The sequence below is a fragment of the Mesorhizobium sp. M7A.F.Ca.US.006.01.1.1 genome (genome assembly GCF_003997935.1).
GTDB lineage: Bacteria > Pseudomonadota > Alphaproteobacteria > Rhizobiales > Rhizobiaceae > Mesorhizobium.
The window spans coordinates 1-14,222 of sequence record NZ_RZQL01000187.1; the positions used below are offsets into that span (position 1 = coordinate 1).

Annotated in this window: 12 protein-coding genes; 9 read left to right on the forward strand and 3 right to left on the reverse strand. The window is 63.0% G+C overall.

Annotated elements, in window-relative coordinates; genetic code table 11:
* From EN943_RS26725 to EN943_RS26735, 3 genes are all read right to left on the reverse strand, one after another.
* On the reverse strand, positions 1 to 1,483 hold a 1,483-nt coding region (locus EN943_RS26725; protein WP_127415280.1), incomplete at its 3' end, for a 2Fe-2S iron-sulfur cluster-binding protein.
* The gene (locus tag EN943_RS26730; RefSeq protein WP_127415281.1) at positions 1,480 to 1,776 is read right to left on the reverse strand and encodes a sarcosine oxidase subunit delta; all 297 of its coding nucleotides are present in this window, start codon (positions 1,774 to 1,776) and stop codon (positions 1,480 to 1,482) included. The genes EN943_RS26725 and EN943_RS26730, both read right to left, overlap by 4 nt.
* Before the next feature lie 17 nt (positions 1,777 to 1,793).
* The gene (locus EN943_RS26735; RefSeq protein ID WP_127415282.1) at positions 1,794 to 3,053 is read right to left on the reverse strand and encodes a sarcosine oxidase subunit beta; all 1,260 of its coding nucleotides are present in this window, start codon (positions 3,051 to 3,053) and stop codon (positions 1,794 to 1,796) included.
* Between the two features lie 240 nt (positions 3,054 to 3,293).
* Between EN943_RS26735 and EN943_RS26740 the strand changes: the two genes are divergently transcribed.
* The 9 genes from EN943_RS26740 to EN943_RS26780 all read left to right on the forward strand — a co-directional run.
* A complete protein-coding gene (locus tag EN943_RS26740; RefSeq protein WP_127415283.1) occupies positions 3,294 to 5,780 on the forward strand; it encodes a mechanosensitive ion channel family protein in 2,487 nt (828 codons plus the stop codon).
* Positions 5,781 to 5,935: 155 nt separating this feature from the next.
* The gene (locus EN943_RS26745; protein ID WP_023812335.1) at positions 5,936 to 6,199 is read left to right on the forward strand and encodes a hypothetical protein; all 264 of its coding nucleotides are present in this window, start codon (positions 5,936 to 5,938) and stop codon (positions 6,197 to 6,199) included.
* Between the two features lie 206 nt (positions 6,200 to 6,405).
* Complete coding sequence (locus EN943_RS26750) at positions 6,406 to 7,839, forward strand: UbiA family prenyltransferase (protein WP_127415284.1); 1,434 nt, start codon at positions 6,406 to 6,408, stop codon at positions 7,837 to 7,839.
* A 2-nt stretch (positions 7,840 to 7,841) separates the two neighbouring features.
* Positions 7,842 to 9,194 carry an FAD-binding oxidoreductase gene (locus EN943_RS26755; RefSeq protein ID WP_127415285.1) on the forward strand — a complete coding sequence of 451 codons (1,353 nt, stop codon included), beginning with the start codon at positions 7,842 to 7,844 and terminating at the stop codon, positions 9,192 to 9,194.
* A 124-nt stretch (positions 9,195 to 9,318) separates the two neighbouring features.
* On the forward strand, positions 9,319 to 9,768 hold the full coding sequence (locus EN943_RS26760; RefSeq protein WP_127415289.1) for an EamA family transporter: 450 nt from the start codon (positions 9,319 to 9,321) through the stop codon (positions 9,766 to 9,768).
* Entirely contained in the window at positions 9,765 to 10,772 is a 1,008-nt protein-coding gene (locus tag EN943_RS26765) for an NAD(P)-dependent oxidoreductase (RefSeq protein ID WP_127415286.1), read from the forward strand. Before EN943_RS26760 ends, EN943_RS26765 begins: the two co-directional genes overlap by 4 nt.
* 104 nt (positions 10,773 to 10,876) lie before the next feature.
* The gene (locus tag EN943_RS26770; protein ID WP_245475987.1) at positions 10,877 to 12,307 is read left to right on the forward strand and encodes an aspartate aminotransferase family protein; all 1,431 of its coding nucleotides are present in this window, start codon (positions 10,877 to 10,879) and stop codon (positions 12,305 to 12,307) included.
* A gap of 24 nt (positions 12,308 to 12,331) precedes the next feature.
* Positions 12,332 to 13,564 carry a glycosyltransferase 87 family protein gene (locus tag EN943_RS26775; protein WP_127415288.1) on the forward strand — a complete coding sequence of 411 codons (1,233 nt, stop codon included), beginning with the start codon at positions 12,332 to 12,334 and terminating at the stop codon, positions 13,562 to 13,564.
* A partial coding sequence (locus tag EN943_RS26780) for an FkbM family methyltransferase (protein WP_164778386.1) occupies positions 13,561 to 14,222 on the forward strand: 662 nt, incomplete at its 3' end. The genes EN943_RS26775 and EN943_RS26780, both read left to right, overlap by 4 nt.

Genomic DNA, 14,222 nt, shown 5'->3' on the forward strand with positions numbered 1-14,222 from the left:
GCACGGCAGGCGTGCTCTGCCCGCCTGCGGCGGCGAGGCCGGCGGCGCGTCCTTCGGCGAGCGCTTCGAGCGTCGAAAAACTGCCGGTGAAGGCGCCGGCGCCAATCCAGCTCTGTGTCGGCTCTGGCGGCAGGAAAGCTTGCCGCGCGGCGTTCCATTCCGCCTTGGCACCGGCCTGGCTGGCCAGATGGATGGTCGGCGACCAGCCGCCCGACATCAGCAGGCAATCGGCATGGATGCTGCGTGCATCACCGATGAGCGTGCCGTTGGTCATGTCGAAGCGCTGCAGTTTGAGGCCGGACAGCGCCTTGCCGCCTTCGGTGGCAACGACGGCATGGCCGGCGAAGATGTCGGCCTCGGCTTCCGCGGCCAGCTTGCGCATCTCCGGCGAAAGTTCCGGCCTGACATCGGCGATGGCGACGATCGCGGCACCCGCCTTCTTCAAGGCGACGGCCGCCCGATAGGCGCTGTCATTGTTGGTGAACAGTGCGATCCGCTCGCCCGGCAGCACGCCGAATTCGTTGGCATAGCGCTCGGCTGCATGCGCCAGCATCACGCCTGGCCGGTCATTGCCGGGGAACACGAGCGGCCGCTCGAACGCACCAGTGGCCAGGACCACGGATTTGGCGCGGATCGCCCAATAGCGATGGCGCGGCTCGCCCTTGCCTGGCTGATCCTTGTGGTCGCTGACCCGTTCGAGCGCGGCAAGCGTGTTGTTGTCGTAATAACCCCACACCGTGGTGCGCGGCAGAAGCCGGACATTGTCGCGGCCTGCGAGCTGGGCGACGGTGCGGCGCGCCCAATCGGCGGCAGGCGCGCCATCGATCGTTTCCTCGGACCAGTTGGCTGAGCCGCCGAAACGCGGCTCGAGATCGGCCAGCATGACGCGCGCGCCCTGATCGGCGGCGGCCTTGGCGGCCATCAGGCCGGCCGGCCCGGAGCCGACCACCAGCACGTCGCAAAAGGCGTTCATGCGCTCGTAGCGGGCCGGGTCTTTCGCCGATCCGGCACTGCCGAGACCGGCGGCGCGGCGGATGAAGTGTTCGCAGAACATCCAGAAGCGCGTGCCTTTGAGCGGACCGAACACAGGTCCCATGAAGGTCTTGTAGTAGAAGCCGGCAGACAGGATCTTGCCGCCGAGCTGGTTGACGGCGTTGATGTCCCAGGAAAGCGAAGGAAAGCGGTTCTGGCTGATGGCAACCAGCCCGTCATGGATCTCGACCATGGTCGCTGGAATGTTGGGCTCGCGAACCTCGCCCTTCAGCACCGTCACCAGCGCGTTGGGTTCCTCGACGCCGGCTGTGAGCAGGCCGCGTGGGCGGTGGTATTTGAACGAGCGGCCGTACAGCGTGACGCCCTTGGCCAGCAGGGCTGACGCCAGCGTGTCGCCGGCATGGCCGGTGTAGGATGCGCCATCGAAGGTGAAGCGGATGGTTTTCAGCCGGTCGATGCGGCCGCCGGTGTCGGTGCGGCGCGGGCTCATGCCTTGTCCTCCGCCTTGCGGCGTGCGGCCGAGCCATGATCGCCGCGCACAAAGGCGACGCTGGAAATCTCATGCGTCAGCGTGTTGCGCACGACCCGCAGATGCGTGCGGCAACCGCCGGAATGCTGCCAGATCTCGTTGTGATCTCCGGCCGGGTTCAGCCTGTCATAGACATAAGCATTCCACGCCTCGAAATTCTGCGATGCGGGGTCGGGACGCTCACGATTGCCGTCACCCTGATAGGTGAACTCGATGACGTCGCGCGGGCCGCAATAGGGGCAAGTGATCAACATTGGACTCTACCTATTGCCTAATGCAGCCGCGGGTTTGCACCCTGGCCCTTGTCGTCGATCACCAGCCCGCGGTGGAAGCGGTCGAGCGTGAAGGGCGCGTTGAGGTCGTGCGGCTGGTCCTTGGCGATGGTCCAGGCGAAGCACCAGCCGGAAGCCGGCGTCGCCTTGAAGCCGCCATAGCACCAGCCGCAGTTGAGATACATGCCGGGCAGGGGACCGGTGGTGATAATCGGCGAGCCGTCCATCGACATGTCGCAAACGCCGCCCCAGGAGCGCAGCATGCGCACCCGGGCAAGGCCTGGGAACAGCGCCAGCATCTCGCTCATCACCTCGTCGACGACAGGCAGATTGCCGCGCTGGGCGTAGCTGTTGTAGCCGTCGATGTCGCCGCCATAGATGAGGCCGCCCTTGTCCGACTGCGACATGTAGAAATGGCCCATGCCGAAGGTGACGACGGTGTCGATGAAGGGTTTCAGCGATTCCGTCACGAAGGCCTGCAGCACATGGCTCTCGATCGGCATCGTCTCGATGCCGGCCAGCTGCATGACGCGTCCGGTGCTGCCGGCGACCGCCACGGCCACCTTCTTGGCGCGGATGTCACCGCGCGAAGTGGTGACGCCTGATATGCGGTCGCCGTCGCGCAGGAAGCTGGTGACCTCGCAATTCTCGATGATGTCGACGCCGCGACGGTCGGCGCCGCGCGCATAGCCCCAGGCCACCGCATCGTGGCGGGCGGTGCCGGCGCGGCGCTGCATCAGGCCGCCGACTACCGGGAAGCGCGCGCTCTCGGAGATATCGAGCGCCGGGATCAGGCGTTTGATTTGCGCCTTCGTCATCAGTTCGGCATCGACGCCGAGATGGCGCATGGCATTGCCGCGCCTTGCATAGTCGTCGAACTGGGCCGGCGTGTGCGCCAGGTTCAGGCAGCCGCGCTGCGAGAACATGACGTTGTAGTTGAGCTCGTGCGACAGGTTCTCCCACAGCTTCATCGAGTGCTCGTAGAAACGGGTGTTGGCCGGCAGCAGATAATTCGAGCGCACCGCCGTTGTGTTGCGGCCGACATTGCCGGAGCCGAGCCAGCCCTTTTCCACAACGGCGACATTGGTGATGCCGTGTTCCTTGGCAAGATAATAGGCGGTCGCCAGCCCGTGACCGCCACCACCGATGATGATGACGTCATAGGACGCCTTCGGGGCAGGCTTGCGCCATGCCGGCTTCCAATCCTTGTTTCCCTTGAGCGCGTTCGCGAGCAGCGAAAAGGCCGAGTACTCTGCCATTGATGTCATCCGGTTCGGGCGATGCGGCAGACTATAGAGCAGGCCGCATCCGCAAAGCCAATATTGCGCCATCGCCTTTCGACTGGCCGACGCCTGGGAAGGGATCAATCGGAGTGAGTGATCGGTTGAGGCCAATGATCGGGTGAGCTCGCGATACGACGGCTTGCCCCATGATAGGGCCGTCTTTATCAAGGACAGGCTTTCAAATTGCCTTTGCCGCCGATGAGTCGCCAACAAATCATGCTTTTCCGATTGCTTCGTCTCATCCTGGTCCTCACGCTGGTCGTTTCGGCGCCGCCTTCGTTTGAGGCGATGGCGCAAGCGCTCGGCCAGGGCTCGGCCGGATTGATCACCGATCAGCAAAAGGTCATCCAGGATCTAACGGCCAAGACGGACGATCTCGAGAAGAAGATACAGCAGGACGGTGAGGACGATGCCTCACTCGTGGAGATCCGTCTGCAGCTGGAGGACCTGTCGCGGGCGGCACTCACCAGTGCGCTGGTATTCCGCTCGCGGCTCACTGAGATCAACAATCGCATCGAGGTGCTGGGTCCTCCACCGGCGGCGGGCCAGCCGCAGGAGCCCGACATCGTGACCGGCGAGCGTCAGGCGCTTGCATCGGAAAAGGCCGAGATCAACGCGGTCGTTGCCAGCGCACAGAACCTGTCGATCCGCATCAGCGGGCTGATCGACAAGATCGGTAACATGCGCAGCGAGTTGTTCCGCAATCTTTTGACCAAGCGCTACGTGCTGTCGGATGCGCTGAGCCCGCAGGTCTTTTCCGACGCCCGCGACGAGTTCGGCAATCTCTACAAGGCGGTGTCGTCGTGGTTGAGCTTTGCCTTCAAGTTCAAGTTCCAGGCGATCCTGGCGGCAACCTTCGTGGCGCTCGGCCTGGCGCTGGTGCTGCTGGTCGGCGGCAGGCGCCTGTTCGGGCGGGTGTTCGAAGCCGACCCCGCCAATGAGGACCCATCCTATCTCAGCCGCCTTTCAGTGGCCTTCTGGTCGACCTTGCTGCCGACGCTGGCGGTTGCCGCTTTTCTTGGATCGACGATTTTCTTTTTCAATTATTACAATGTGTTGCGTGGCGACATTGGGCTCTTCCTCAACGCGCTGGCGACCGTCATCGGCGTGGTGTTCTGCGTCAACCGCCTGACCAACGCGGCGCTGGAACCGCGGCTGCCGAACTGGCGCCTCATCCCGGTCGAGACAGGACCGGCGCGCTGGCTGGTACGCCTGACCACCGCCATGGCCGTTGTCATCAGCGTCAACACCTTCCTGTCGGTGATCAACGACAAGATGGGCTCGCCGCTGTCGCTGACCATCGCCCGCAGTTTCGTCGCCACCATCGTCGTCGGCATCATCCTGATCCTGATGGCGATGCTGAGGCCGTTCAAGGCGCGTGACGGAAGCTGGCGACCGTGGCCGGCATGGCTGCGCTATACAGCGCTTGCGCTTGGTCTTTTCACCATCGTCGCCGCGCTGCTCGGCTATATCGGCCTTGCCCTGTTCGTCTCGCTGCAGGTCGTGGTCACCGGCACAGCCTTGATCACCGCCTATATCGGCTTCCTGTCGGCGCAGGCGATCGGCGAGGAGGGTGCTTTCGCCAACACGACCGTCGGGCGCTGGCTGTCGGCCAATTCCAGCTACGAGGATACGGCCCTCGACCAGCTCGGCCTTGTCGTCAGCGTTGCCATCAATGTTATGATCGTGCTGGTGTTCCTGCCGCTGATCCTGCTGATGTGGGGTTTCCAGCCCGGCGATATCCAGGCTTGGGCCTACAAGCTCGCAACCGGGATCAACATCGGCTCGGTGACGATCTCGGTCACCGGCATCCTCTCCGGCATCGTCGTCTTCATCATCGGCTATTTCCTGACGCGCTGGTTCCAGGGCTGGCTCGACGGTTCCGTGATGGCGCGTGGCAAGGTCGATACCGGCGTGCGCAACTCGATCCGGCTGGCGGTCGGCTATGCCGGCGTCGCGCTCGCGGCACTGGTCGGCATCTCGGCGGCGGGCATCGACCTGTCCAGCCTGGCACTGGTCGCCGGCGCTCTTTCCCTCGGTATCGGCTTTGGCCTGCAGAACGTGGTGTCCAATTTCGTTTCCGGCCTGATCCTGTTGGCTGAGCGGCCGTTCAAGGTGGGCGACTGGATCGTTGCCGGCGATGTCAGCGGCACAGTCAAGAAGATCAGCGTGCGCGCAACCGAGATCGAAACCTTCCAGCGGCAATCGGTGATCCTGCCCAATTCGAACCTGATCAACAACGCCGTCGGCAACTGGACGCACCGCAACAAGCTCGGCCGCGTCGACATCAAGGTCGGCGTCGCCTATGGCAGTGACGTCAAGCAGGTTCATGCCGTCCTGCTGGAGATCGCCCGCAGCCACCCGATGGTGCTGAAGAACCCCGAACCCTTCGTGCTGTTTTCCAATTTCGGCACTGCCGCCCTGGAATTCGAGATCCGCGTGTTCCTGGCCGATGTGATGAACGGCAACATCGCGCAGAACGACATCCGTTTTGCCGTCCTCGAAAGGTTCAGCAGCGAACACATCGAGATACCCTCGACGCCGCGTGCCGTGGTCGAGGCCCACAAGGCCAAGGCCTGGCCGACAGACGACGACAAGATCGAGGCCGATTTCGCCGAACAGGAGCAGATAAGGGCCGAAGCCGAGGCGGAGAAGAAGCGACTGGTCAAGTCCCGCAAAACCAAGAAGCCGGATCCGGACTAGGCTCGGACTCCGTCGGCCTCAATCCTGCCGGAATCGATTGCGGCATGAATGGGGCATTCAGTTGCGGTTCAGCTTCCATCTCATATAAGCTCCATGCAAAGGCGAAAATGCCTTGCCAAATGCAACAGAGGCGGTGGGAACACCGATATTGCACCATGTGGAAGTCTCTCGTCGCTGCCGTCGCCCTGGTCGCCGCCATCGGCTCGGTTCATGCCGCGAGCGCGGTCAACAAGGACGCCGAGACCCGCACGCTGGTCGTGACGGAGGGCGGCAGCAAGACCGACCTTGCGTTGGCCGGTGGCGAAACGGTTGAGTTCTGCCCGAACGGCTGCTTCGTCACCTTGCCCAATGGCGACCTCGAAGCCCTGACCGGTTCGGAAACCGTCGAAATCTCGGGTGGTGTCGCCCGCATCAAGTAATACTGGCATCACGATTGCAGAGGCCGGGCATTTGCCCGGCCTTTTATCGTTTTCGGTAGCGGTTGTTTAACAATGACACCGGAAATACCGCCATGGCAGCCGTCTGCAACCGTGCGTTTTAACGTTCGCTACGCCATCGCCCGCTATATCAGCCTCAAGACGCCGAAAAGCGGTGCGCAACTCTACGCGGGCAGGGCAGGACGGACATGGATGCGCGGTCGGACAGGAACGCAATACCGCTTGCGGTCGATCTCGACGGCACGCTGATCGCAACCGACCTGTTGTGGGAAGGGCTGTTCATCCTTCTCAAGAAGAACCCGCTCTATATCTTCCTCGTACCGTTCTGGGTCGCCGGCGGGCCGGCGCGGCTGAAGCAGGCGATCGCGCAGCGCATCGACATCGATCCGGCATCGCTGCCCTATCGCGAGGTGCTGCTTTGCCGCCTCCGGACCGAGCACGCCGAAGGCCGCAAGATCGTGCTGGCGACCGGTACGCCGCGCAAGTTCGCCGACGCCATCGCGGCCCATCTCGGCATTTTCGACCAGGTGCTGGCCACCGATGGTCTCGCCAATCTCACCTCGGGCAGGAAGCGCGCCTCGCTGATCGCAGCCTATGGCGATGGCGGCTTCGACTATGCCGGCAACAGCCGCCATGATCTGCAGGTCTTCGACGCCGCGCGCAACGCGATTGTCGTCGCGCCTGACCGCCATGCCGCGCGCTGGCAGGCAGCACATGGCGCCGAGACGGTGCCGGTGCCGAAGCCGACTTTGCGGACCATCGTCAAGATGCTGCGCGTGCATCAGTGGCTGAAGAATTCGCTGATCGCCGTGCCGATGGTGCTTTCGCATGAATATTTCAACACCGACATGATCTGGGAATGCCTGCTGGCATTCGTCTCGTTCAGCGCGGTGGCATCGGCCATCTACATCCTCAACGATTTCTTCGACCTCGCGCTCGACCGCAAACACCTCACCAAGCGCAACAGGCCATTCGCCAGCGGTGCGCTGTCGATCCCGTTCGGACTTGGCGCGATCGCGGTGCTTCTGGCGATCGGCATCGGTACCGGGCTGTTCCTGTCGCCCGAATTCATGGCTGTGCTCGGCGGCTACATGGTCGTCACCACTGCCTATTCGCTGTCGTTCAAGCGCATGCTGCTGGTCGACGTGCTGACGCTCGCCGGCCTCTACACGATCCGCGTCCTGGCCGGTGCGGCGGCGACCGGCGTCGACGTCTCGTTCTGGCTGCTGGCCTTCTCTATCTTCTTCTTCCTGTCGCTGGCGCTGGTGAAGCGCTTTGTCGAATTGCGCACCACCGCCATCCCGCCGGGCGAGCGCATTGCCGGTCGCGGCTATCGCACCGAAGACCAGGAGATCGTCGCCCAGGCCGGCATGGCCTCGGCCTTCTCCTCGGCGCTGGTGCTGGCGCTCTACATGGACAGTGTCGCGGTGCGGGAGCTCTATCCGCATCCATGGCTGATCTGGCCGCTGGCGCCGATCGTGCTTTATCTCACCATGCGCGTCTGGATCCTGGCGCGCCGCAACGAGATGCATGACGATCCGGTCGTGTTCATCATCCGCGACTGGCGCAGCCAGATCGTGGTGCTGATCGGTGCGGTGATGCTGGTCATCGGGGGCTGGTAGGCATGGCCGCCGGACGTTTCCCAAGCTTTGGCCTTGCCACACCGCCGGCGCCGCGCGCCATCGGCGCCGATGAGGCGATCGCGCTGCTGAAGGGCGGTCAGGCCAAGCCGGCGTCGCTGCTTGCCTATGGCAATGGCCGCTCCTACGGCGATTCCTGCCAGAACGAGGCCGGAGCGGTCGTCGATATGCGGTCGCTGAACCGGATCCACGCCTTCAACGCCGAAACCGGTGTTCTCGAGGCGGATGCCGGCGTGCTGTTGTCCGACATCATCGCCCAGGCTGCCCCTTACGGCTTCTTCCCCGCCGTTGTGCCAGGCACGCAATTCGTCACGCTCGGCGGCGCCATCGCCAATGACGTGCATGGCAAGAACCATCACCGGCGCGGCACCTTCGGCTGCCATGTCGAGAGCTTCACGCTGCTCAGGTCCGATGGAAAGACCCGTCGCTGCTCGGCGACAGACAATACGCGGCTGTTTGCGGCGACGATCGGCGGAATGGGGCTGACCGGCCTCATTGTGTCGGCCTCGATCCGGTTGATGCGGGTGCATTCCCTCGACATCGTCGAAAAGGCGACGCCGTTTCGCGATCTCTGCGAATTCTTCGACCTGGCCGAGGCGGCGGATCAGGCCAACGAATATGCGGTCGCCTGGATCGACCAGTTGGCCGGCGGCCGCAACAGCGGTCGCGGCCTGCTGTTGTCGGGCAATCACGCCGAGCACGGCTCGCATGCCGCCTCGCGCGTCGGCGGCAATTTCTCGGTACCGGTCCAGCCGCCGTTCAATGTGCTCAACCGGCCGTTCCTGACCGCCTTCAACGCTGCCTACAGGTGGAGGAAGAGCCGGGCAACGGTGCCGCACCAGGCCGGATATCAGGGCTTCTTCTTTCCACTTGACGGCGTGCGCGACTGGAACCGGCTTTATGGGCCGAAAGGGCTTTTCCAGCACCAGAGCGTGGTGCCGGAAGAGACGGCGCGGGAGGCCGTGCCGGCATTGCTGGCGGCTGCAAGGCAAGCCGGGCAGGGCTCGTTCCTCACGGTGCTGAAACGCTTTGGCTCCATCCGCTCGCCGGCGCTGCTGTCGTTTCCGCGTCCCGGCTACACGCTGACACTGGATTTCCCCAACAGGGGCGCCGCGACGCTGACACTGCTGCGGGAACTCGACCGCATCACGGTCGAAGCCGGCGGCGCGGTCAATCCGTACAAGGACGCCCGCATGGGGGCCGAAATCTTCGCTTCGTCCTTTCCCGAATGGCAGCGGCTGGAAGCGCTCCGAGACCACGCCTTCATGTCTGACTTCTGGGCGCGCACTGCGAAGAGATTGGATGCGCGACGAGGCTCGGTCGAGGCGGCTGAATAGATAAAATTTGAATAATTCTTGGTTAATTGATGACTAATAACGGGATTCACTCAAAATATTGTTGGGACTTCACCAAATGTTTGCGGGTTTATAATAGGAAACGCGAAGGGGTGGCTTGGAACACATGAAATACATCGTCTTCATTCTCTTTACCGTCATGACCAATGCCGCCGCGCAGCTGATGCTGAAGCAAGGCATGATGTCGCTTGGGCCGATCTCGTTCGAGGGCGTCAATCCGCTCGTCAAGCTGCTGCAGATCGTCTTCAGCCCCTGGGTGTTCCTTGGTCTGTGTACCTTCGTCATCTCGATGGCCTCGCATCTCTATGTGCTGTCCAAGGTCGAGCTCTCCTTCGCTTATCCGTTCCTCAGCCTCGCCTATGTTGCTGTCGCCATCTTCGCTTATTTCGTCTTCCGCGAGGACCTCAATGGCTGGCGGATCGCCGGCATCGCCTTCATCTGCGTCGGCACGGTGCTGATCGCGCAGAGTGGCAGAGATTTGGGTGGGCGAGGGCATGAGGACCAGACCGCTTCCATCACGCCCGACAAGATCCAAGCAAACGAGATCGTTCGATGAGACATGTGATTTTCGGCGGTGACGGTTTCGTCGGCCGCCATCTTGCCCCGAAGCTTGTGGCCGATGGTGAAGAGGTTGTCGTCGCCGACATCGTCAAAAGCGACCTGCCGCACTATCGCAGCGTCCGCTTTATCCAATGCGATGTCACCGATCCGGCGTCGGTCGCGGCGGTTGGGCTGAAGGCCGATGATATGGTCTACAATTTGTCGGCCAAGATGCTGTCGCCGATCCAGGTGCGGGCCAAGCGGCACGATTTCTTCTTCCCAGTGAATTTCCATGGCACCGAGCACATCATGCAGGCCATGGACGGAGCCGGTGCGTCAAAACTCGTCCACTACACGACCGACATGATCTACGGCCACACGGTCACGCAGCCGATGACCGAGGAGCACCCGGTGGCGCCGCTGGGCGAATATGGCTGGTCGAAGCAGAAGACAGAGGAGCTTGCCGCCGAATGGCGCAAGCGCGGCATGTCGATCTCGCTGTTTCGCCCGCGCCTGATCATCGGCCCCGGTCGGCTCGGCATTCTGGAAAAACTGTTCAAGCTGATCGACTGGAACCTTCCCGTGCCGATGATCGGTTCGGGCAGGAATCCTTATCAGTTCATCTCGGTGTTCGACTGCGCCGAGGCCGCGCGCGCGGCCTGGAAGGCCGGCGTGCCAAACGAGGCCTATAATCTCGGTTCGCTCAATCCCCCGCCGGTCAGGAAATTGCTCGGCGATCTGATCGGGCATGCCGGCTCGAAATCGATCCTGATCCCGACACCGGGTTGGGCGGTCAAGCGCACGCTGGACCTGCTTGATCTGATGAACATGCCGATCATGGACCCGGAACAGTATCTGATCGCCGACGAGGACTGCGTGCTCGACGTGTCCAAGGCCGGGCGTCAGCTCGGCTGGGTGCCGCAATATCGCGACGAGGACATGCTGATCGCCGCCTACAGCGAGTACCGCGCAAAGAAAGCCGGTCACGCAGTCGCTACCAAACATGTGCCCGCCGAATAGCGGCTCGCAAAACAGCTTTCGTTGCGCTCGATCCTGGTCGTGCGCGCAGACAGGAGATTGAAATGACCGTCATGGCCAAGCCAGAACAGACGAACGTCCGCACCATGGTCAGCGCGCCGTCGCTGTCGCCCGCCACCATCGCCAAGCCCGATTTGATCAGCGTCGAGCAGGCCAAGACGATGGATGTCGCCCGCATGACTGACCTTTTCAAGGCGCATCTCAACCCCGGCCAGCTGCACTTCATGAAGCTGCTCGGCTTCCACAAGATCAAAATCGAGCGTGCCGAAGGCATGTTCTACATTGACCAGAACGGCCGCAAGATCCTCGATTTCTTCGGCGGCTTCGGTTCGCTGGCCTTTGGCCACAACCATCCGCGCATTCTGGAAGCACGCAAGAAATTCCAGGAAGAGAAGCGCCAGGAAATCGCCATCGCCTTCATGTCGCAATATGCGGCGGCACTTGCGCACAACGTCGCCAAATGCTCGCCCGGCGATCTCGATATGGTGTTTCTGGGCTCGTCCGGCTCGGAAGCCATGGAAGCGGCGGTGAAGCTCGCCGAGCGCGCTGCCGGCCCGAAGCGGCCGAAGATCGTCTATGCCGAGAATTCCTTCCACGGCAAGACCAAGGGCGTGCTGGGCATCACCGACGGCCAGCTTTACCGCGCCGACTTCAAGGTGGCCGAAAATACGGTCCGCATCCCGTTTGCCGACATCGAGGCGGTCGAGCGTCTGTTCCGCTCCGACCCGGAGGTCGGCGTCATCGTGCTGGAAACCATCCAGGGCGGCGGCGGCATCATCCAGGCGCCGGCCGAATATTGGCAGAAGCTGCGTGCGCTGTGCGACCAGTATGGCGTGCTGTGGGTCGCCGATGAAGTGCAGTGCGGCTACGGCCGTTCGGGCCGCTTCTACGCCTTCGAGCACTACGGCGTCGTTCCCGATGTGACGGCGCTGGCCAAGTCGCTCGGCGCCGGCAAGGCGGCGGTCGGCGCGATGATTGCGCGGCGCGAGGTCTACATGAAGGCCTATGGCACGCCGAAAACGGCGATGATCCATGCCATGGCGACCTTCGGCGGCATGGGCGAGGCCTGCGTCACCGCGATCGAAGGGCTCAACGTGCTCTATGACGAGGGGCTGATCGACAATGCCGCCGTCACCGGCGACTATTTGCTGCAGCGCCTGCAGGCGCTCAAGGAAAAGTACCCGAAGATCATCAAGGATGTTCGCGGCAAGGGTTTTATGGTCGGCCTGGAGTTCCACGACTTCTCGCAGACCTTGCCGATGGTGCTGCGGCCGATCGTCAGCGTGCTCGACGACAAGCTGAAGGGCTCGCTGTCGGGCTTCGTCGGCGCGCTGCTGCTGCGCGATTACGACGTGCTGGTCGCCTTCACCGAGTACAACCGCAACGTCATCCGGCTGGAGCCGCCGTTGATCTGCCAGCGCGAGCATGTCGACCGCTTCGTCGACGCCTTCGACAGCCTGCTGTCGCGCGGCATCGTGTCGATCGTGAAGGACTTCGTCAAAAGCCAAGTCCGTTAGAAACGAAGTTCGCCGAGTTCGACAATGCTGACCAGATCGCCCGCACCAGACAACCCACTCGACCGGCTCACCGGGGCCGGTCTGGCGTGGGGCGAGGGGACTTATGCGCGGCTGGCGGCACCCATCGGCGCGGCGGCCTTCGCGCTCTACATCCTCCTTACAGCGTTCACGGCATGGGCGATGCCCGACGCCAATTGGGACATGCTGCCCTATCTCGCCATAGCAGAGGAGGGCACCTATCCCGATGCACGAGCGCTGCACGACTATGCCTACAACACAGTCAAATCGGGCGTGTCCGCAGGCGACTACAAGGCGCTGACCGATGATGGCGGCGGCTTCCGCAGCCACATGGCGGAGAATGCCGCCGACTTCCATTCATTGCTCGGCATGTACCGGATCAAGTTCCTCTATGCCGAGATACTGTCGACGATGAGCGCGGTGATGTCGCCGGTCGAGGCGATGCGCCTGGTCTCAGTGTTCTCGGTTCTGCTGTTCGGCGCGATCGCCCTGCTGTGGCTGCGCTCCGAGGGGGCGCTGGCCTTGGCGCCTTTGGTCGGCGCGGTGCTGATCATGGCTGATTTCGGCGATGCGGCGCGCGCTTCGACGCCGGACCTGCTCACGTCAGCGCTGCTGCTCGGCGGGCTCTACGCCTATGTCCGCGGCCGCGAGGTGGTGACGGCGACCCTGCTCTTCCTCGCTTTCATGGTGCGCCCGGACAATATTGTTTTTCTTGCGATTTTCGCGATCCTGCTGGTCGTGTTCCGGCAGAAAGCATGGGGTGCGCTGGTTGGCTTTGCCGCGTCCTTCATCGCTTACTTTGCCATCTCGCACTGGGCGCATCACCCCGGCTGGTGGCCGCATCTGTGGTTCTCCAGCATCGAGCAGCACTACAATATGGACGGGTTCGAACCACCATTCTCGGTGGGTGCCTATCTCAAGGCGTTTGCCACCTCACTGCTGCGTGCCGTCAGCCTGAACAGCTGGGTCGGCGTGTCGGTGCTGGCACTGGCCGGCTGGTTTGCCGCTTCCCGCGCCGGCTTCCGCCTCGATCGCCGCGCCGGCATCCTGTTTGCGGCACTGGTGCTCGGCGCGTTGGCGAAGTTCACGGTCTTTCCGATCCACGACACGCGCATCTATTTCCCGCATCTGATCCCGCCATTCCTGCTGCTGGCAACGCCGTTCATGGCGCTGTGGGCAGCCGTGGCCCGCGGCAAGCGTCCCGCCGCCTTGCACGCCATTTCCGGAGACAAGTCATGAGTTCGCTATCCAGCCTGGCGCGCGTTGCCCTGTCGCTTGGTCTTCCCAAGGGAGTTCTCGATCGCGGGCCGTCGCTGCGCGGAACGAAGTTCCTGGCCAAGGCGGCGCTGAAGGCGCGGTTTGGTGGGGCAGGACGGCCGTTTCAGATGGTCAATGTCGGCGCCTGCGACGGCGCGCTGTTCGACGATGTAACACCGTGGCTACACCGGATTGCCGGTGCACGGGCCATGCTGGTCGAGCCGATCCCGTACAACCAGAAGAGACTGCGCGCCAATTATCCCGACACCAGCCGGTTCATCATCGAGCCGGTCGCGGTGACGAAGACCAAGGGCACGATCACCGTCCACACTTTCGATGCCGCCGCGCTCGAGGCCGGCACGCTGCCGATCGAGTTCATCGGCTGCTCGTCGGTTACCGACACCAATCTGATGTCGGGCAAGAATGCCTGGGGCGAGGCCGACGCCAACTTCAACAAGTTCGCGCCGCATCTCAGGGACATCGAGGTGCCATCCGAGACCTTGCAGACGCTGCTCGACCGCAACGGCATCACCCATATCGACGCCTTCCTCGTCGATTGCGAGGGCGCCGACTGGATCGTCTTCGAACAGCTCGACCTCAAGCGCTACCGTCCCGGCATGATCAAGGTCGAGGTCGGCGC